Source organism: Parasphingorhabdus halotolerans (assembly GCF_012516475.1).
Lineage (GTDB): Bacteria > Pseudomonadota > Alphaproteobacteria > Sphingomonadales > Sphingomonadaceae > Parasphingorhabdus > Parasphingorhabdus halotolerans.
Genome location: NZ_CP051217.1, coordinates 1,389,472 through 1,410,048, shown reverse-complemented (window position 1 = coordinate 1,410,048; position 20,577 = coordinate 1,389,472). Strand labels below are relative to the sequence as shown.

Here is a 20,577-nt window from a genome sequence, read left to right as displayed (position 1 = left end):
GGAGTTTGTAAATGACCACCGCTCAAAAAGATAAACTCCACGTCGCCGTCCTGATGGGCGGCTGGTCCGCCGAGCGCGAGGTCTCGCTCATGTCCGGAAACGGCGTTGCCGATGCGCTTGAGAAAAACGGCCATCAGGTGAGCCGCGTCGATATGGATCGCAATGTTGCAATGGTGCTCGACAGCATCAAGCCCGATGTTGTTTTCAATGCGCTGCACGGCTGCCCCGGCGAAGACGGCACGGTGCAGGGTATGCTTGATTTGATGCAAATACCGTACACACACAGCGGCTTGGTCACCTCAGTGATCGCCATTGATAAGGAATTGACAAAGCAGCAGCTTGTTCCTGCTGGTATCCCGATGCCCAAAGGAACAATCGTTTCATCAGCGAGTCTTTTTGAAGCCGATCCGCTGCCACGCCCTTATGTGCTCAAACCGGTCAACGAAGGTTCGTCGGTCGGCGTCGCGATTGTGACTGACGAGAGCAATTACGGCAATCCGATTGGGAAGGATGTTGCCGGGCCGTGGCAGGAATTTGATGAACTGCTGGCGGAGCCATTCATCAAAGGCCGCGAAATGACAACGGCTGTGATTGGCGGCAAGGCGCTTTGTGTAACCGAGCTGAAACCCGTGAAGGGCTTCTATGATTATGACGCCAAATATACCGAAGGGCTGACAACCCATGTTTGCCCTGCCGAGATACCCGAAGATATCGAAAAACTGTGTCTCGACTATGCACTGCGTGCGCACGAAGGGCTCGGATGCAAAGGCACGTCGCGCACAGATTTTCGCTGGGATGATGAATTGGGTGCCGATGGATTATTCGTACTCGAAACCAACACCCAACCGGGCATGACTCCGCTCAGCCTCGTGCCGGAACAGGCAAAGCAAATGGGCATCAGCTATGAAGAACTGGTCGAAATGATCGTGAGAGAGGCTTTATGACAACCGCGAAACGCACCAATCGCAAGGTTAAAGGAAAGCCGCGCAAGGCCGCCAAGCGCAAGGTCAAGCAGGTATCGATTTTCGACAAGATGCTGCGCGCGATGCCGGTCACCGAAGCGCAGGTCCAGAAGGGTCTGACCTGGGGCCTGGTGGGCGTGTTCATTCTTGGTGCTTATACCGTTGCCCATTATTCCGGGATCAACGAAATGATTAAAACGGAAGTTGCTGCTGCGGTCGGCAATGCCGGTTTCGAAGTGAAGCGGGTTGAAGTCTCCGGCGTGAACCGGATTGATGAATTGAAAGTCTACGAGATTACGCTGGCACAAAAAGATCGCTCGATGATGCTCGTGGATATCGATCAGGTTCGTGAAGACCTCATGGCCAATGGGTGGATTAGAGAAGCGCGAATTTCGCGGCGATTGCCAGATACGTTAGTGGTGGAGATTATCGAGCGTGAGCCGGCTGCGGTCTGGCAGCGCAATGGGAAATTGTCGCTGATCGACAAAACCGGTTTCCCGCTGGAAGACATCCAGAAGGAGGAAGTGCCTGACTTGCCGGTGATTGTGGGCAAGAAGGCCAATGAACGCGTGCCCGAACTCACCAAATTGCTGAGCGTCGCACCAGCGTTGAGCCCGATGGTCACCGGCGCGACCTGGATTGGTAACCGTAGATGGAATCTGGAATTTGAAAGCGGTGAAACTCTGGCTTTGCCGGAAGGTGAGAAGACAGCGGCAGCAGCCTTTTTGAACTTCGCGCGCATGGATGGGGTAAACCGTTTGCTGGGACGCGGTGTCGTCCATTTTGATCTGCGTGACGCGGAACGCGCCTATTTGCGGATGCCGAAAAAGGCTGATGCAGAGACCGACGCGCCGGAAACGTGAAGAACAAGACTTGAGGCAGTTGAAGAGGTTTAGGAAAGGCAGGACATGGCAGCACGAGTAGAAAAAATCTTCACAGCAGTCGACATTGGGTCATCCAAAATTACGGCGATGATCGCCGGCCGGATGGACAATGGCGAACTGACGGTTCTGGGCACCGGGCAGCGCGAAAGCAAAGGCGTCAAGCGCGGTTATATTGCGGACACCGAAGTGACGGAACTTGATGTGCGTGATGCGGTTGAACAGGCCGAGCGGATTGCCGGGACCAATATTGATGATGTCTGGGTGAGCTTTTCGGCTGGCGGTTTAACGAGCATGCTGACCTCAGTAGAAACCGAACTTGGCGGTCACCGCATTGAGCAGGAAGATATTGATATGCTTCTCGATGCCGGGCGCAACAGCATTGATCCCAAAGGCAAGATGGTGCTGCACGCGCAACCCGCCATGTACACGCTGGATGGACTGAATGGGGTGAAAAAACCCAAAGGCCTTCATGCAGACCGGCTTGGCGTGGATATTCATGTCATTCTGGCTGATGGTTCGCCGGTTCGCAATATCGATATGAGCGTACGTGGTGCCCATCTGAATGTGCGATCCATCGTCGCCTCACCGATCGCCACCGGGACGGCGTGTCTCTCCAAAGAAGAGCGCGAACTCGGTGTGGCTCTTGTCGAACTGGGCGCAGAAGTGACCAATGTTTCGCTTTTTGCTGGCGGGATGCTGGTTGGCTTGCAAACGCTGCCATATGGAGCGGCAGATATTACCGACGATATAGCATCGTCCTTTGGATTGAGGCGCGCGCAGGCTGAGCGGATCAAATGTTTTCATGGGTCAGCGACAACCAGCCCGCGCGACAATCATGATGTGATTGATCTGGAGCTCGAACACCCGAGCGATCAGACCGACGAGGAAGGCCGGATCACCAAAGCGCAATTGATTTCGGTTATTCGCCAGCGGCTGGATCATCTGATCGGCGAAATCGGTCAGGCGCTAAAGACTCTTGGTTTTACCGGACCGGTTGGTCGTCAGGTCGTCCTTACCGGCGGCGGGGCAGAGTTAAAGGGCATTGCAGATTACGCGCAATCGGCACTTGGCCGGACGGTTCGGATCGGTAAGCCGACTGGGTTATCAGCGCTTCCAGAAGCTCATAGCGGCCCCGCATTTGCCGGTTTGGCCGGCTTGGCGCTTTATGCATCCCAAGACCCGGTTGACCTCAGATATTTGCCGGGCAGGCATCAGAAAGTCCATAAATACGGAAGCTCGGCAATGATTGGCAGACTAATGTCAGCAATTCGCGGAAATTTTTAAAGAATATACATAAAAACTTCACTTTTGGGGTGATTCTTGCTGAAAAATTGTGCAAAGCGTTAACTAATTAAAGCACCAGTAAATTATGTCTGGGGAGACATCGAAATGAGCATCAATATTGGCCCGCCTGAAGTGGAAGAACTGAAGCCGCGTATCGCTGTGATTGGCGTCGGGGGAGCAGGTGGTAACGCGATTGCAAATATGATCGCTGCCAAAGTTGAGGGTGTTGATTTCATTGTCTCCAACACCGACGCGCAATCGCTTAACAGTTCTCCGGCAGAGCGCCGTATTCAACTCGGCCCGGATATTACGCAAGGCCTTGGTGCAGGTTCTCGCCCGGAAGTCGGGCGTGCCGCTGCAGAAGAAACGCTGGAACAGGTCGAAAAAGCTCTGGAAGGCGCGCATATGTGCTTTATCGCCGCTGGCATGGGCGGCGGCACCGGCACCGGTGCGGCTCCTGTTATCGCTAAAGCGGCGCGCGAGCGCGGCATTTTGACTGTCGGCGTTGTGACCAAACCCTTCACCTTTGAAGGCACAAGACGCATGAACGCGGCTGAAGCGGGCATCGAAGAACTGCAAAAAAATGTCGACACGCTGATTGTCATTCCAAACCAGAATCTGTTTCTTGTCGCCAACCCGAACACCACATTCAAAGAAGCCTTCCTGCTTGCTGATGAAGTGCTCCAGCAGGGTGTTCGCGGTATTACCGATCTCATGGTCATGCCTGGCCTGATCAATCTTGATTTTGCCGACGTTCGCAGTGTGATGGCCGAAATGGGCAAAGCAATGATGGGTACTGGTGAAGCCGAAGGTGATGGCCGCGCTCTTGAGGCTGCCGAAAAAGCCATTGCAAATCCGCTGCTCGATGGCGTTTCGATGCAGGGCGCGAAGGGTGTTATCGTTTCCATAACGGGCGGCGAAGATATGCGCTTGATGGAAGTGGATGAAGCGGCAAACCATATCCGCGAACTGGTTGACCCGGACGCCAATATCATCTGGGGCAGCGCCTTTAACGAAAATCTCAATGGTCGTATTCGGGTGTCTGTTGTCGCGACCGGTATTGATACAGATAGTTATAATACTGCGCCACCTCCCGCCTCGTCTTTTGCAATGGGTAACCCGGTTCCTGCGGCACAGACAGAGCCAGCGGCATCTCCCTTCTCATCAGATTTGAGTGCGGACGATAGTGAGACGGCACAAGATGATATGGCTGAGCCAGATCCCGTGGATGAAATGGAAGCTGCTCCGGAAATAGAGCTTGCTCCAACGCCCTCGGCTGCATATGACGACGAAGATGATGAAGAGCAGGATGAAGGCGTCGCTCCTTCGTTCGCTTCGCTTACGCCAGGCATGTCAAGCGATGACGAAGAAGTCGATGAGGATGAGTTGGTACTCGGGGGTGATGACGCACAGCCCGTAGCTGAATATTCTGACGATGATGCGCCCGCGCCAACACAAGCACCTCCGGCTCCCCGGGTAGCAAGTGGCGGCGGAACGTTGTTTGAACGGATGTCTAACCTCACGCGTGGCGGTGGTAAATCAGATGATGCAGGCGATGAAGAGGACGGCGAAAAATCCCGTGATCCGCTCGATATTCCCCGTTTTTTGAACCGGCAGAATAATCAATAGGGATATTGGCGCGCCTTTGCTCTACTCGGCGTTTGTCGATTGAGAAGGGCGGCTGGCCTCTTGAAGCGCGGATATGAGTTGATTTTGATCAATTTTCCCCGTTTATCAAACTGGTGATTCATCGTTCCAAAAATATCTTTTTGGCGAGCCTTGCTTTTGCCATGGTCGTTTCGACGCCGACAATTGCGGTCGCCCAGTCCAGTTCGCAGAGCAGTACGGAAGATCTGCAAAATGCGCTGCGTAAAATTGCCCAAAATTCCGACGATTCCTCGGCGCTTGCCGATGCCGGATTGGCTGCCCTTGACCTGGGTGACACCCGGGCGGCCATTGGTTTTCTTGCTAAAGCGGATCAAATATATCCCAGAAGTGGACGGGTAAAGGCGGGACTTGGCCGCGCGCTTCTGGAAGAGCAAAACCCGTTTGCAGCACTGCGTTATTTTAACGAAGCGCTGGACAATGGTATCTCTCTAAGGGAAATTGCTGCTGACAGAGGTCTGGCTTATGATCTTATTGGCCGTAATCGCGACGCCCAGAAAGATTACGAGTTTGCGCTGAAAACCAATCGTAGTGACGAGTTGCTGAGCCGCTACGCTATCTCGCTCGGGATCAGTGGTGATATCGAGCAGTCCGACGCAAAGCTCGATCCCTTATTGCAAAAAAGTGATCGGGACGCGTGGCGTCACAGAGCGTTTATCCTTGCAATGAACGGGAAAGAAAAAGCCGCAAACGACATTGCCCGCCAGACAATGCAGCGTCAGATGGCAAAAGCAATAAAGCCTTTTTTTGACCGGATGCCAAAGTTGACGGCAGCGCAAAAAGCGGCCGCAGTCCATTATGGACATTTTCCGGCGAGCGAAAACATCGGTGTCGATGTCGCCTCGGTGCAATATGCTGCGAATACCGCCGTGAGAGGCGGCGATGGCGCCGATGCTGGTCTGATCCCGCTCGGAGATCCATTGGGCGAAAATGTGACCAAGCCAAAAATACTGGCGATGCCGGATACCAAGCCACGCCGTCGCCCCGGCAAGGCCAGTACGGTGAAGTTTACTGACGATATAAAGCTCACCAAAAAACAACAGCGGGAACTGGACCGCCAAGGATTTGTAAGAATATCAAAGGATCAATTGCCCGTTCCCGAGGAAGCAAGGCCGTTGGAAAAACCGGCGGTTTCACGTCCGGAGCAAGCGGTGGCCGCCGTCAGCAGCCAACCAGCACCTGCTATCAGTACGCGGCCCGCGCAGCAATTGGCTTCTGCGGTCATCAAACCTGATCCCGCACCTTCATCGCCAAGTGTCGAAACCTTGAGTAGGCCGCAGGAAAAAGCTGGGCTTACTCCGGGATTTGAAACTCCGCTTGGCGTTAGTGACAACCAGTCCAGAACCGTGCTTGCGGAGGCTACCGGTTCCGCACCGGCAAAACCGCTGGTTTCTGAAACCATTGAACGGCGTGTGGATATCAGGACGGGAAATCCGGCTAGCGCCGCGACGCGAGTGGCTACACTTCCTGCGGTTTCCTCACCGCCGCCAACGCAGGCCGCACCTTTCCAAGAGAGCACCTTAGCTCAAAACGCGGGAACAAATCCTGCGACGTCATCGGTCGCTGTGATAGCTACTGGCAATGGTCCTGGTGAGTCGAAAGCAATTACTGGACCCGCTACGAGCGAACTGACCGAGAAAAAGCCTGTGCAGCTGGTCAATTTCGATCTCGCCAAGGCTCTCCCGTCGCCAGTTTCTGGTCAGCAAACCGCAGCCGTAACAGCGACCCGCAGGCCGCTGGCGGATATCATCGGTTCTCTTGATACTTCGGTCGAAGAGCAGAAGACCGCTGTCGTCCCGGTTGATCTGGAGTCAATAACGCCCGCGACACCCAAACCGAAACCAGCGCCCGTGAAGGTAGAGACCAAAGAGCCGGAACTGAAAAAGGCCGAGGCAGAACATCCCAAACGCTATTGGGTGCAGATTGCTACCGGTTCCAATCTTAGCGCGCTCAAATATGATTATCGCCGGATGGCCAAAAAGCACGGTGATCTATTTTCCGGTAACGAAGGCTGGACTTCACCTTGGGGTCAGACCAGACGACTTGTCGTCGGTCCGTTTGATGATCTGAAGGCCGCGAAAAGTTTCGAGGCTGATTTCCGCAAGGGGGCGGCGATGGCTTTCCGTGGGTCAGCGCGCAGGGCACGGAAGTGAACAAACTCGGCAAATGACAATATTGGCCGGCTATGCCAGCGACCCGAAGCACAGCCGGGGCGGCTTCATGATGAAAAACGCGGGATAACGCCGGGCTATGTGCGCGGTCCGCGCGATGATTTCCAGCGGGATCGCGACCGTATCATCCACAGCATATCATTCCGTCGCCTGCGTCATAAAACCCAGGTATTTGTTGCACCCGACGGCGATCATTATCGTGTCCGCCTGACCCACAGTCTGGAAGTTGCACAGATCGGACGGACGATTGCCCGCGCCTTGGGGTTGAATGAAGACCTGACCGAAGCGCTGTGCCTCGCCCATGATATCGGCCATCCGCCTTTCGGGCATGCCGGGGAAGACGCGCTGCAGGAGGCGCTGGCCGGCTTTGGCGGATTTGATCATAATGCGCACACCATCCGGACGCTCACGGCGTTGGAAAAGCCATATCCACGCTGGGATGGACTTAATCTGACATGGGAAATGCTGGAAGGACTGGCCAAGCATAATGGCCCGGTTCACAAAGCCACCTGGGCACTGGAAGAAGCGAATGCGGCGATGGATATGGAGCTTACAAGCTGGCCATCTCTGGAAGCGCAGGTCGCTGCGGTGTCAGATGATATTGCTTATGATAATCACGATATAGATGATGGCCTGAGAGCCGGTCTGCTGACGCTGGATCAGCTGCTCGAATTGCCGTTTATAGCTGAGCGCTGGCAGATTGTTTGTGATCGTTTTCCGGAAATAGACCCCGATAAACTGGTCCCCGAATTGATCCGCGATCAAATCGGATTGATGGTCAATGATGTGCTGGAAACCACCAAGCAAAATATGGACCGTCTGAAGATCAGGACGGCACAGGATGTTCGCGATGCGAGGCAGGCACTTTGCGGTTTTTCAAAGGAAATGACGGCCAACGAACGCAGTTTGAAAACCTTGATGTATACCAAGCTCTATCATCATCCGCAGCAGCTGACAGTGGCACGGGGAGCGCGTATCAAGGTTACCGAGCTGGTTGCAGCCTATCGCGATAAACCGGAATTAATGCCGGAGAGCTGGTTTCAGTCTTTGCCTGACGCAGAACCTGATCGTATCAGACATATAGCCGATTTTCTTGCCGGGATGACTGACCGCTATGCGGCCGATCGCCACGCTGAAATCTTTGGAAAAACAGATGGATGACAAAATATTGATAGTCGGCGCGACCGGATTGATTGGCGGGCATGTCGTGCGCCAGTTGATTACGGGTGGCCGAGACAAGAACCTGCATCTCCTGATGCGGCGGGATTTTTCAGGAGAGACTGGAGAGGCGAAACAGCATGTTGCCGATAATGCGAATTGGCCAGAAATCATCACGTCTGTAAAACCGGATGTAACAATCTCATGCCTTGGTTCTACAATGAAAAAAGCCGGTTCAAAGGAAGCCTTTGCGGCGATTGACCGCGATCTGGTGACGGCAGTTGCAGAAGCTGCAAAAGCGGCTGGTACAAGACATTTTCTGTCAGTATCGTCAACCATGGCCAATTCTAGCGCCTCAAGCTTTTACCTGAAAGTCAAAGGTCAGGCCGAGGATGCACTGCGCGCGCAGAATTTTGACCGGTTGGACATAACCCGTCCCGGCCTGCTGCGCGGGGAACGAACCAATGATCCGCGTCTTGGCGAGAGCTTGGCAATTATTGCAAGCCCGCTGATGGATATGCTGCTGCAAGGGTCGTTGCGGCGCTATCGCTCGATTGACGCAAAGGATGTGGCCAGAGCCATGGTGGCATTGCTGGGACATGGCGATCCCGGCCAATATATCCACGAGAATGATGGACTATGGGAGCTTGCAAATGAGACCAGAGAAAAAATAGACCCACCGCATAGAATCATTGACTTAACCGCGGCCCTAAGCCACTTCTAACTCTGCTTTTGGCTGGCAACAGTCGCGAGGCTGTGCGGGAGAGAGCTGACTCCTTGAATATACCAGCCGCCGAAGGAGCAACCGCCCCGGAAACTCTCAGGCACCTGAACCGCATAAGTCTTACAAGCACTCTGGAAAGAGTCCGCCACAACTTAAGCGATGGTGGGCCACCGAAGGGGTAAATGGCGCTGGATTAGATCCGGCATGAACGTCCGCCGTTCGTCCTGAGCTTGTCGAAGGATGATTGAAAGACGTACTTCGACAAGCTCAGTGTGAGCGGAAATCGGAGTAAAAAGGCCATGAAACTCTCAGGTTCCGTGACAGAGGGGGCAGTTTTGCAGGGCTTTTCTGTGAGCTGTCTTTTATCTGAGCGGAATCTACATGAGTGAAAATAGCGAAAATCTGAAACAACTGCCACTCGGTGACTGGCACCGCAGTTTGGGCGCGAGGATGGTGCCTTTTGCTGGCTATGAAATGCCTGTGCAATATGAAGGCGTGATGGCCGAGCATATCTGGACGCGCACCGAGGCGGGATTGTTCGATGTGTCGCATATGGGCCAGTTGCAGCTGATTGGCAAAGGCGCTGGCGATGCGTTGGAGGCGATCACGCCGGGCAACCTGTCGGCTTTGGGTGCCGGGAAAATCCGATATACGTTGCTGCTGGCTCAGGATGGCGGGATATTGGATGATCTGATGGTTACCAATACGGGGCATAATCTCTATCTGGTGGTCAATGGTGCGACCAAGCATGACGATATCGCCTATTTGCGCGAACAATTGCCCGAATATATCACGCTGAACCATATGGAAGACGCAGCCTTGCTGGCACTTCAGGGCCCGAAAGCTGGCAATGCCTTGGCGAAACTGAACATTCAGCCGTTGCAGGACGGGTGGCCAGTCCCAACCGATCTTTACTTCATGGAAGCAGGCCCATTTCTCTGGAATGATATCCCGCTCGGGATCAGCCGATCAGGCTATACCGGCGAAGACGGGTTTGAAATCAGTGTTCCGTCCGAACACGCCGTGGCGCTGGCGGTGGCTCTGACGGATTTGGAAGAAGTAAGGCCGATCGGGCTAGGTGCACGCGACAGCTTGCGGCTAGAAGCGGGATTGCCACTCTATGGCCATGATATGTCGCCTGAGGTTTTGCCAGTTGAAGCAAACCTCAATTTTGCGCTTTCCAAGGCCCGCCGGGAAGAAGGCAATTTTGCCGGAGCCGAGCGGGTGCTGGCGCAATATCCCGACAAGGCCGAAACCAAACGCGTTGGGCTATTTGTCGATGGCCGTCAGCCGGTAAGGGAGGGTGCGTCAGTTGTGGACGACACGGGCGCAACCATTGGCCACGTCACGAGCGGTGGTTTTGCGCCGAGTCTGCAGCGTCCGATAGCCATGGCGTACGTCCCCGCGGCACTTTCGCAACCTTCGACCCCGATCACCGTCGAACAGCGCGGCAAGCAAATCGCTTGCACCGTCGCCGATATGCCCTTTGTGCCGCATAACTATCACCGCAAACCAAAACTATGAGATTTCACGAGAAGAGGACGAGACTATGAGCCGATATTTTACCGAGGAACATGAATGGGTCGATGTCGAAGGGGACACTGCGACCGTTGGAATTACCGACTATGCGCAGGAGCAGCTGGGCGACATTGTGTTCGTTGAAACGCCGGAAGTCGGCACAGAGCTGGAGCAGGGCGATGATGCGGCCGTCGTGGAATCGGTCAAGGCTGCGTCGGATGTGTACGCCGCCGTATCCGGTGAAGTGATCGAAGTGAATGAGGCGCTCGAAGACGAGCCGGGCCTGGTTAATTCATCGGCTGAAGAAGATGGCTGGTTTTTCCGGCTTACCCTCTCGGACAAGGATGAACTCGACGATCTGATGGACGCAAAAGCCTATAAGGCGTTTGTCGATAATTTGTAAGACAGCAACGTCGTTCGTGTCGAGCGAAGTCGAGACACGGATTGCATATATTGCCTCTCGACCATGCGCGAGGCGAACGGAGTTTTAGAATATGCGTTATCTACCTCTCACCGCTGATGATCGCGAAGCCATGCTGGCCAAAGTGGGTGCGTCATCGATTGACGATTTATTCGTCGATGTACCTCAGGAAGCGCGGCTTACCGGGCCGATCCATGACCTGCCGATGCACGCTGGCGAGATGGCGGTCGAGGCGCATATGAAAGCGCTGGCCAAGAAAAATCATGCAGCGGGCGATATGCCGTTTTTCCTTGGGGCGGGGGCTTATCGCCATCATGTACCGGCCAGTGTCGACCATATCATCCAGCGCGGTGAATTTTTGACCGCCTATACGCCATACCAACCGGAAATTGCTCAGGGAACGCTGCAGACTCTGTTCGAATTCCAGACACAGGTCGCGCGGTTATTCGGCGTCGATGTTGCCAATGCGTCCATGTATGACGGCTCCACCGCATGCTGGGAAGCCATCACCATGGCGCGGCGCATAACCAAGCGGGGTAAGGCGCTATTATCCTCCGGCCTGCACCCGCATTATGTTTCAGTCGCGAAAACCATGGCGCGGTTTACCAAGGATCAGTTGGTTTATGCCGCGCCGACATTGGAAACGGCTACGGATGGAACGCATCTGCTCGATCAGATCGATGATGATACGAGCTGTGTTATCGTGCAATATCCCGACATATTGGGACGGATTGACGATCTGTCGGCGATAGCCGAAAAAGCCCATGCCCATAAAGCTCTGCTGATCGCGGTTGTGACAGAACCGGTGGCGCTCGGAGCGATCAAATCTCCCGGTGAAATGGGCGCAGATATTGTTGTCGGCGAGGGTCAGTCGCTCGGTGTCGGATTGCAATTTGGCGGGCCTTATGTTGGCCTATTTGGTTGCAAGCAAAAATATGTCCGCCAGATGCCCGGGCGGCTCTGCGGCGAGACGGTTGACTCCGAAGGCAAGCGTGGTTTCGTCCTGACGCTCTCCACCCGCGAACAGCATATCCGCCGCGAAAAGGCGACTTCTAACATCTGCACCAATAGCGGGCTTTGCGCTCTGGCGTTTACTGCGCACATGACTTTGCTGGGTGAAAAAGGCCTGCGCGAACTGGCGATGCTTAATCACAAAAAAGCGGTGCAGGCTGCTGAGAGGTTGACCAAGATCAAAGGCGTAAAGCTATTGAATGATAGTTTCTTCAATGAATTCACGCTTGTTCTGGATAGCGATTCCAGACCGATTGTACGCACACTCGCAGATCAGAAAATACTCGCCGGTGTTTCATTGGGACGGCTTTATCCCGAGCATGAAAAACTGGCCCACGGTCTCCTTGTCGCAGTGACAGAAACGGTAAGTGACGTTGATGTTGAAGCGCTGGCCAAGGCGCTTGAGGGAGAACTGGCATGAGCATGCTCGCAGAAGGACGCCCGACCAGACAGGAAGAGAATATTATCATGGGACAGCAAACTGACGTGAAAACCCATACCGGTAACCGGGCGTTGATGGTCGATGAGCCATTGATTTTTGAAACTGGATCGCCGGATCGCAGCGGCGTGGATCTGCCAGCCGCTCCGGACGTTGAAAGCCGGTTGGGCGGATTGGATCGTTCTGACCCGATTGCCATTCCTGGACTTTCCGAGGCCGAAACCGTGCGCCATTACACGCGGCTGAGCCGGCAGAATTATGCGATTGATGTCGGCTTCTTCCCGCTGGGCAGTTGCACAATGAAGCATAATCCGCGACTCAATGAGAAAATGGCGCGGTTGAAAGGCTTTTCCGATATCCATCCGCTCCAGCCTACCGGTACGGTGCAAGGCGCGCTGGAGTTGATCTACCAACTGGCAGACTGGTTGAAAACACTGACTGGCATGCCAGCGGTCGCGATGTCGCCCAAGGCCGGCGCGCATGGGGAATTATGCGGTATTCTCGCTATCCGCTCTGCGCTGGAAGCGCGTGGCGATGCGCGAGAGGTGATTCTGGTTCCCGAAAGCGCACACGGAACCAACCCGGCCACCGCCGCTTTTGCTGGTTATAAGGTGGAAGATATTCCCGCGAATGCTGATGGTCGCGTGGATGTGGCTGCGCTCAAGGCGCGGCTCGGCCCTGACGTGGCTGGCGTTATGATAACCAATCCGAATACCTGCGGGTTGTTCGAGCCCGACATGAAAGAAATTTCGGATGCGGTGCATGCGGCGGGCGGACTGGTCTATTGCGATGGCGCGAATTTCAACGCGATTGTCGGCCGCGTTCGCCCCGGTGACCTTGGCATTGATGCGATGCATATCAACCTTCATAAAACCTTCTCGACCCCGCACGGTGGCGGGGGTCCGGGTTCCGGGCCGGTGGTGTTTTCCGAAGCGCTCGCGCCGTTTGCGCCGCTTCCATTTGTTGAGCAAACCAATGATGGAAAATTTCATCTGGTCGAAGAGGAAACGGCCGAAGATCATCATGAAAGCAGCTTTGGCCGGATGGTCGCTTTTCATGGCCAGATGGGTATGTTCACGCGCGCGCTCACCTATATGCTGAGCCATGGGGCAGATGGACTGAAACAGGTGTCTGAAGATGCTGTGTTGAATGCCAATTATATTCTCCGCAGCCTGGAAGATGTGCTTGATGCGCCGTTCGCCAAATCCGGCCCGTGCATGCATGAGGCCTTGTTCTCTGACAAAGGTTTTGCCAACGGCTTGACCACGCTTGATCTGGCCAAGGGCATGATTGACGAAGGCTATCACCCGATGACCATGTATTTCCCTTTGGTGGTTCATGGTGCGATGCTGGTCGAGCCGACAGAGACCGAGAGCAAGGCGGCGATTGATCAATTTATCGGTGCCTTCCGGTCTGTAGCCGAGCGGGCGAAAGCGGGCGATGAGTTGCTCAAGTCTGCGCCGCATTATGCACCGCGCAGGCGGCTTGATGAAACACAAGCTGCGCGCAATCCGATACTGGTGTGGACTGAGGCCGAGGAATTTGCCGAAGCGGCCGAGTAAGATTCGTGGAAATCACTCGTCATTGCGAGCGTAATGTGGCAATCCAGGGCGTCGCTTGGTCACTCTGGATTGCCGCGTCGCTCCGCTCCTGGCAATGACGATACACGGGCAATGATCCACCGCCTGACCAACCTGTTTGCCCTGTGGACAGTTTTGGGGACAGCCTGGGCATGGTTTATCCCGGAGCATTTTCTATGGGTGGTTGACGGGCGGTTCCGTCCCTTTGGACAGCCGCTGGTCAGCGTGATGCTCGGCCTCGTGATGCTCGGCATGGGATTGACGCTGTCATTTGATGATTTCAAGCGGATCGCCAAAATCCCGAAATGCGTCGGGGCAGGGGTGATCCTGCAATTCACCATCATGCCACTGGCCGGCATTGCGATAGCCATGGCCTTCGGTCTCGAAGCCGGGGTGGCGGTTGGCTTGATCCTGGTTTCTTGCTGTCCCGGTGGAACAGCCTCCAATGTCGTCGCCTATCTCGCCAATGCCAATCTTGCGCTATCGGTTACAATGACCATGGCTTCGACCTTGATCGCAGTCGTGGCGACACCGCTGCTCACAGGCTGGCTGGCCGGCAAATATGTCGAGATCGACCAGTGGAATCTGTTCATAAATATGGTCTCGATCGTATTGTTGCCAGTGGTCGTCGGGGTGCTGCTCAACCGCTATTTCCCAATAGCTACAGAGAAAATATCCATCATCTCCCCGTTGGCTTCAGTGATCGTCATTGTGCTGATTGTGGGAGGGATTATTGCCAATAGCAAGGTGTTGATCGAGGAGCATTTTGGCGCGTTGATGCTGGCGGTTCTGTTGCTCCACGTCTTCGGCTTCGGGCTGGGCTATCTCATCACCAAGGCGTTGGGTTTTGGTATCGACGAACGCCGAACGATCAGCATTGAGGTTGGCATGCAAAATAGCGGACTTGGCTCCAGCCTGGCCTCTACACCTGCCTTTGCTGCGCAATTTGCCACCCCGATGCAAGCGGCGTTGGCTCCTGTGCCGAGTGCAATATCCGCGGTGTACCATGTCGTAATAGGCAGCTTTCTTGCTGCAATCTGGCGGCGACAACTCGCACAGAAAGCTGATTAAATCCAGCGGCGCACCAGAGTTTTGTAGTCCGCATAGGACTGACCAAAGCGGGCTTCCAGATAAGCCTCTTCGCGGGTGATAACCAGCCGGTCGATGATAATCGCCGCGACAAGACCCAAGCCCATAACCGCATAATTGCCAAAAAAAAGACCAACTGCGATTACAATCAGCGTCATACCCAGATACATCGGGTTGCGCGTAATTTTATAGATGCCTTCGGCGATCATCTTTTCGCTGCCGGTCCAGGGAATCACATTCTCCTTTTGCTTCTTGAACTGCATCACGCCGCCAATATTCACTGCGATGCCAGCCAGCAATAGGACGGCGCCGAGCAGTCGCAATATATCATCCGAAAGAGAAATTGCAGGGATCGGTAACAGATAATCAAGCAGCCAGCCAAACAGGATCGCTCCCAAATATAACAGCGGTGGTGGAAATTTCACTGCAGGTGGAGGGATATCGCTCATGATAGTCTTTATAGCCAAAAAAGACCGGATTGACTATGGCGGCATCCATGAATGACTCAAAGCGATGGCTCACCGCCGAAACGCGCCCCGAAGACGAAAAACACGCGCCCGCCACATTGCGCAATCGTGACGCTATTGTAGCGGTTCTCGCGGATGTACTTCCCGGCAATGGAACGGTGCTGGAAGTCGCCAGCGGTACAGGCGAACATGCGGTCTATTTTGGTGAGAAATTTCCACATCTGACGTTTCAACCCAGCGATCCCGATCCGGACTGCTGCCGGTCTATTGCGTCTTGGACCAAGCGGGCAGAGGTGGACAATCTTTTACCTCCGCTGCAACTGAACGCCTTAGCGAGAGATTGGAATGTCGATAGCCCCGCCGCCATATTGTGCATCAACATGATCCATATCGCGCCGTGGGAAGCTGCTATCGGACTGTTCAACCATGCAGCCAAACTGCTCGAACCCGGCGCACTCTTCTATCTTTATGGCCCCTACTTTCGGGACGAGGTTGAACCTGCGCAAGGTAACCTTGAGTTTGAGCGCAGTCTTAAAAGCCGCAATCTGCAATGGGGAATTCGCGATGTCGCGGATATGGATAAGCTGGCAGCCAAGACAGATTTTGAACGCGAGAGCCTGATTGAAATGCCCGCGAATAATATCTCGCTTGTTTACCGGAAGGCATGATTCTGAACGCACTTGCGCCTGCCTGAGCATCCTCTTAGTCCAGTGTTTAAAGAAAAGAGAGGATTCGCAACGATGACCGAAACACGCAGATGCATGGGTTCATCCATCGCCCACTGGGCCGCCAAAACACCGGATAATATGGCGATAGACTGTCCTTCTGGCCAGCTTAGCTATGCTGAACTGGACAAGGCGGCGACCGACTATGCACGCGCTTTAACCGGCGCGGGTTTCAAAAAAGGTGACCGGATTTGCTGGCTGGGCAAGAACAGCGGACTTTATTTCACCCTGTTCGCCGCTGCGAGCCGCGCCGGCATGGTGATTGCGCCGATCGGATGGCGGCTGGCGGCTCCTGAAGTTGCTTATGTGCTGAAAGACACACAGGCACCGCTACTGATCTGCGAGCCCGGATTTGCCAGCGTAGCCAAGCAGGCTGCCGCAGAGGCAGGGACGCAGCAAATCCTCTGCACTGAAGCTGTGGATGGCCTGCAATCGCTGGCCGATTGGCGCGATGAAACTGCGCCGGGTGAGCTTTCGGAAACAGATTCCGCCGAGGGTGTGTTACAGCTTTACACATCGGGCACCACCGGCAACCCCAAGGGCGCGGTGCTATCCAGTGACAATCTGTTCAAGCTGCGCCCGCTGGTGGAGGATCATCCCGACCATGCGTGGATTGATCTCAAATCGGGTGATAGTACGCTGGCGGTGATGCCCTGCGCGCATATTGCAGGATCTGGAATTGGTCCAATTGCGATGTATAACGGTGCGACGATGATGGTGATTCCCGAATTTACTCCGGATGCCGTGCTGGACTGCATCGACAAGGGCCTCAACCAGTTTTTCCTCGTACCCACAGCGCTTCAGATGCTCGTCAGTGTCCCGCGCGCGCAGGAAACCGATTTCAGCAAACTGCGGTCGGTTACATATGGCGCCGCGCCAATCCCGCTGGAACTGCTGCGGCAATGCATAAAAACCATGCCCAACGCCCTGTTCTGCCAGCAATATGGTATGACCGAAACGACCGGCACCGTATGTATTCTCCCGCCCGAGGATCATGATCCGGAAGGCAATGAGCGGATGCGCGGCATTGGCATTCCGCTGCCCAGTGTGGAATTAAAGATTGTTGACGAAAATCATCAGGAAGTTCCGCCCGGTACGATTGGCGAAATCGCGACGCGCAGCGGCCTCAATATGCTGCACTATTTCAACAACCCGGAGAAAACCGCCGAGACCATCGACGCAGACGGCTGGCTTTATACCGGCGATGCAGCGATCATGGATGAGGATGGGTATTTTTACATCAAGGACCGCGTGAAAGACATGATCATTTCTGGTGGTGAAAATGTTTATCCGGCAGAAGTCGAAAACGCGATTTTCGGCCATCCCCAGGTGAATGAAGTCGCCGTCATCGGCATCCCCGATCCGAAATGGGGAGAAGCGGTGAAGGCGGTTGTTTCGCCCAAACCGGGGGTTGAGGAAATCGACGCCGAGAGTGTGATCGCCTGGGCGCGGGAACGGATTGCGGGGTTTAAAGTACCCAAATCGGTGGACGTGATCGCGGAACTGCCCAGAAACGCCAGTGGCAAGATTTTGCGCCGGGAATTGCGTGCACCGTATTGGGAAGGGCAGGATCGGGGCGTGAATTGAGGGTAATCCTGTCTACCTTATTTTGCGAAAAACTCCGTTCATGCTGAGCTTGTCGAAGCACAGCTCCCACACAATGTCCTTCGACAGGCTCGGGACGAACGTCTCAGTTGAGCGAAGCAGGCCCTAAAACCAGAAGCGCATACCTACGACAAAATTGGTAACGCTCGGGTCTTCTCCCGCAAGACGCGCGAAATCCCTACTGCCACCCAGTTTCCATTCCTGTTCGATGCCGATATAGGGCGCGAATTCGGGGATGATTTGATAGCGCAGCCGCAGCCCGAGTTCGAGATTATCGATGCCGCTGCCGATGCCCAATTCGGGGATATCTTGTGCTGACAAGTTCACCTCGGCGCGCGGTTGCAGGATCAGTTCCTGGGTGATGCGCTGGTCATATTCCGCCTCGATGCGTACGGTTATGTCACCTTTGTTCGATAGAAAGGCGGCGGCGTCGACCTCAAACATATAGGGTACGAGTCCCTGGACACCGATCGCGGCATGGGTGCGGGTGGGGCCGGTTAGATCCTGCCGGATACCTGCCTGAAGATCGAAGAACGGCGCGATGGCGCGGCTATAGAGCGCCTGTACCTCCGCATCCTCAATCGGTTCGCCGAAACTGCCTTCGCCTTCGCTCTTGAACCAGAATTTGTGGATGTCGCCGCCATAATAGCCTTGCACATCCCAGAGATAACCGTCTTCGCCTTCGCGCGCGCGATACTCAAAGCGGTCGCCCTGAAACCAGAAAATCTGCATATTGCCATGCTCTGCATAAAGCGCTTCGCGGGATGGGCGCATGGCTTCCGCGCCCCAGATGGCGTCGGCGGCGCGGATGCGTCCGGTTTCCGTGTTGGGCGTGGAGGCTTGCGGTTTGGCAGGCTGATGGCTGGAATGGTCCATCGTGCCGTGATCCATTTGGTCGTGATTTATTTTGTCGTGATCAACCTCTGGCTCCGCTTCTTCAGCTGCTGGCATCTGGTGCGCGCTGTGATCCATCTTGCTGTGGTCTTGCGCCATCAGCGGCGTGACTGCGGTCGATGCCGCCAAAATTGTCCCGAACATCCAGCGCATCATGCGTCCTTCGGGAAAGCGACGCTGACCGTCTGCATCATTCCCGCATGCATGTGATAGAGCAGGTGGCAGTGAAACGCCCAGTCGCCGGGCTCATCGGTGGTGACGTCAAAGGTCGCGCTGCTGCCCGGCTGGACAATCACGGTGTGCTTTTTCGGTTGATGATGGCCTTGCCCGTTGACCAGCTCAAAAAACATGCCGTGCAGGTGGATGGGATGCGCCATCATCGTGTCGTTGACCAGCTTCACCCGCACGCGTTCATTATAGCCGAAACGGATCGGATCATCGCCAACCGCGCTGAATTTCTTGCCATCAAGCGACCACATATAGCGTTCCATATTGCCGGTTAGATGCAGTTCCATCTCACGGTCCGGCTCGCGTTTGTTGTGGTCCATCTCGACCGATTTGAGCATGCGATAGTTCAAAACCCGGTGCGGAACATTGTCGAGACCCAACCCCGGATAGCCAGTGCGGTCCTGCGGGTTCATGGCCACCATATCGATACCCGGACCCACTTCGACACTATCGGGAAGCAGATTAGTGTCGCGCATCGTCATGCCGCCACTCATATCCATAGCGCTCATATCGTGTCCGCTATGGTCTGCGGCAGGCGCGGGGTCCGGCATGGCATGATCCATGGCAGCATGATCCATCTTCGAATGATCCATCCCGCCGCCATGTCCGCCGTGACCACCTTCAGCCATACCGCCATGTCCCATATCTGTCATCGACAGCAAAGGGGGATCGCGCAGTTCGGGGAAACTAGCCTTGCGTCCGGGTTGCGACGTCAAAGTCGCCTGCGCCATGCCGCTGCGGTCCATTGATTCCGCTGCCAGCGCAAAGGCACCATCCTCGCTTGGCGTGACAATGACATCATAGGTTTCTGCAACACCGATCTGCAGTTCATCGACCTCGACCGGTTGCACATTGATGCCATCTGCCTGCACCACCGTCATCGGCAGGCCGGGCAGGCGGACGTTAAAGAAGGTCATCGCGCTGCCATTGATAATTCGCAGTCGCACCCGCTCGCCGCGCTTGTAAGGCAACTCCAGTCCGTCATCGGGACCGTGGCCGTTGATCAGATAGGTATAGGTCGGCGCGGAAACATCGGCGATATCGGTCGGCATCATCCGCATCTGCCCCCACATCCGCCGCTCTTCGCCGCTGAAATCGTAGTCATCGAACGCTGCCGTCTTCTGCTGACTGAAATAGCCTTCGGATACTTTCAGTTTCTTCATGATCTGGTGCGGATGCATCGGCGTAAATTCGCTCAGCAGGATGATATGTTCGCGGTCATATCGCACCGGGTCTTCGCCAGCGGGGTCAATGATGATCGGCCCGTAATGGCCGGATTGTTCCTGCAGGCCGCTATGACTGTGCCACCAGTAGGTGCCTGATTGACGCAACTTGATCGGTACATCAAATCGCGCGCCCGGCTTAATCCCCGGAAAGCTGATCCCCGGAACGCCGTCAAACTGGAATGGCAGCAACAAGCCGTGCCAGTGAATAGAGCTGTCAACGTTGAGCATATTATGCACCGATAGAGTAACATCCTGACCTTCTTTCAGCCGGATCAACGGCCCCGGCACCGAGCCATTGACCGCAATCGCATGACCCGAACGCCCGCCGGTGGCAAAGCTGCCATCGCCGATATGCAGATCGATTTTGGAGCCGGACAGCTCATGGATACCTTTGCGCATCGCGCCGCCCATTTTGTGGTTCATCCTGCCTTTTGCCCAGGCAGGCATGGGCAGGGCAGCGGTGCTGCTCAGCGCGGCGAGGGAGCCGATCATGGCGCGGCGGGAGAAATTCATATTGGCCTTTTCC

The 20,577-nt window shown here is 55.1% G+C and carries 17 protein-coding genes and 1 riboswitch; of the genes, 14 read left to right on the top strand and 3 right to left on the bottom strand.

What is annotated here, in order from left to right:
- Positions 1-11 precede the first annotated feature (11 nt).
- From HF685_RS06765 to HF685_RS06710, 12 genes are all read left to right on the top strand, one after another.
- A complete protein-coding gene (locus tag HF685_RS06765; RefSeq protein ID WP_168818861.1) occupies positions 12-944 on the top strand; it encodes a D-alanine--D-alanine ligase in 933 nt (310 codons plus the stop codon).
- A complete protein-coding gene (locus HF685_RS06760; protein ID WP_168818860.1) occupies positions 941-1,825 on the top strand; it encodes a cell division protein FtsQ/DivIB in 885 nt (294 codons plus the stop codon). The genes HF685_RS06765 and HF685_RS06760 overlap by 4 nt, the downstream gene beginning before the upstream one ends.
- A gap of 45 nt (positions 1,826-1,870) precedes the next feature.
- Complete coding sequence (ftsA, locus tag HF685_RS06755; protein ID WP_168818859.1) at positions 1,871-3,130, top strand: cell division protein FtsA; 1,260 nt, start codon at positions 1,871-1,873, stop codon at positions 3,128-3,130.
- Between the two features lie 105 nt (positions 3,131-3,235).
- Entirely contained in the window at positions 3,236-4,759 is a 1,524-nt protein-coding gene (ftsZ, locus tag HF685_RS06750) for a cell division protein FtsZ (RefSeq protein WP_168818858.1), read from the top strand.
- 113 nt (positions 4,760-4,872) lie between these two features.
- Positions 4,873-6,948 carry an SPOR domain-containing protein gene (locus HF685_RS06745; RefSeq protein WP_168818857.1) on the top strand — a complete coding sequence of 692 codons (2,076 nt, stop codon included), beginning with the start codon at positions 4,873-4,875 and terminating at the stop codon, positions 6,946-6,948.
- A 99-nt stretch (positions 6,949-7,047) separates the two neighbouring features.
- The gene (locus HF685_RS06740; protein WP_246218788.1) at positions 7,048-8,127 is read left to right on the top strand and encodes a deoxyguanosinetriphosphate triphosphohydrolase; all 1,080 of its coding nucleotides are present in this window, start codon (positions 7,048-7,050) and stop codon (positions 8,125-8,127) included.
- Positions 8,120-8,848, top strand: coding sequence for an NAD-dependent epimerase/dehydratase family protein (locus tag HF685_RS06735; protein ID WP_168818856.1), 729 nt, complete (start codon positions 8,120-8,122; stop codon positions 8,846-8,848). Before HF685_RS06740 ends, HF685_RS06735 begins: the two co-directional genes overlap by 8 nt.
- A 25-nt stretch (positions 8,849-8,873) precedes the next feature.
- Positions 8,874-8,970: riboswitch (glycine riboswitch) on the top strand.
- Positions 8,971-9,229: 259 nt separating this feature from the next.
- A complete protein-coding gene (gcvT, locus tag HF685_RS06730) occupies positions 9,230-10,372 on the top strand; it encodes a glycine cleavage system aminomethyltransferase GcvT (protein WP_168818855.1) in 1,143 nt (380 codons plus the stop codon).
- Positions 10,373-10,397: 25 nt separating this feature from the next.
- Entirely contained in the window at positions 10,398-10,769 is a 372-nt protein-coding gene (gene gcvH, locus HF685_RS06725) for a glycine cleavage system protein GcvH (protein ID WP_168818854.1), read from the top strand.
- 91 nt (positions 10,770-10,860) lie between these two features.
- Positions 10,861-12,219, top strand: coding sequence for an aminomethyl-transferring glycine dehydrogenase subunit GcvPA (gcvPA, locus tag HF685_RS06720; protein WP_168818853.1), 1,359 nt, complete (start codon positions 10,861-10,863; stop codon positions 12,217-12,219).
- Complete coding sequence (gcvPB, locus tag HF685_RS06715; RefSeq protein ID WP_168818852.1) at positions 12,216-13,799, top strand: aminomethyl-transferring glycine dehydrogenase subunit GcvPB; 1,584 nt, start codon at positions 12,216-12,218, stop codon at positions 13,797-13,799. The genes gcvPA and gcvPB overlap by 4 nt, the downstream gene beginning before the upstream one ends.
- A gap of 33 nt (positions 13,800-13,832) precedes the next feature.
- On the top strand, positions 13,833-14,888 hold the full coding sequence (locus HF685_RS06710) for a bile acid:sodium symporter family protein (RefSeq protein WP_246218787.1): 1,056 nt from the start codon (positions 13,833-13,835) through the stop codon (positions 14,886-14,888).
- On the opposite strand, the gene HF685_RS06705 is transcribed toward HF685_RS06710, so the two are convergent.
- Positions 14,885-15,355, bottom strand: coding sequence for a methyltransferase family protein (locus HF685_RS06705; protein WP_168818851.1), 471 nt, complete (start codon positions 15,353-15,355; stop codon positions 14,885-14,887). The genes HF685_RS06710 and HF685_RS06705 overlap by 4 nt on opposite strands.
- A gap of 47 nt (positions 15,356-15,402) precedes the next feature.
- Between HF685_RS06705 and HF685_RS06700 the strand changes: the two genes are divergently transcribed.
- Together HF685_RS06700 and HF685_RS06695 are read left to right on the top strand one after the other, a co-directional pair.
- Positions 15,403-16,041, top strand: a complete 639-nt coding sequence (locus tag HF685_RS06700; protein ID WP_168818850.1) for a DUF938 domain-containing protein — start codon at positions 15,403-15,405, stop codon at positions 16,039-16,041.
- A gap of 72 nt (positions 16,042-16,113) precedes the next feature.
- Positions 16,114-17,685, top strand: coding sequence for a long-chain-fatty-acid--CoA ligase (locus HF685_RS06695; RefSeq protein ID WP_168818849.1), 1,572 nt, complete (start codon positions 16,114-16,116; stop codon positions 17,683-17,685).
- Positions 17,686-17,808: 123 nt separating this feature from the next.
- Here the strand turns inward: HF685_RS06695 and HF685_RS06690 are convergent, their stop codons facing one another.
- Positions 17,809-18,753, bottom strand: coding sequence for a copper resistance protein B (locus HF685_RS06690; RefSeq protein WP_425500178.1), 945 nt, complete (start codon positions 18,751-18,753; stop codon positions 17,809-17,811).
- Positions 18,750-20,564: a copper resistance system multicopper oxidase gene (locus HF685_RS06685; protein ID WP_168818848.1), complete on the bottom strand. Its 1,815-nt coding sequence runs from the start codon at positions 20,562-20,564 to the stop codon at positions 18,750-18,752. Before HF685_RS06685 ends, HF685_RS06690 begins: the two co-directional genes overlap by 4 nt.
- Positions 20,565-20,577: the final 13 nt, after the last annotated feature.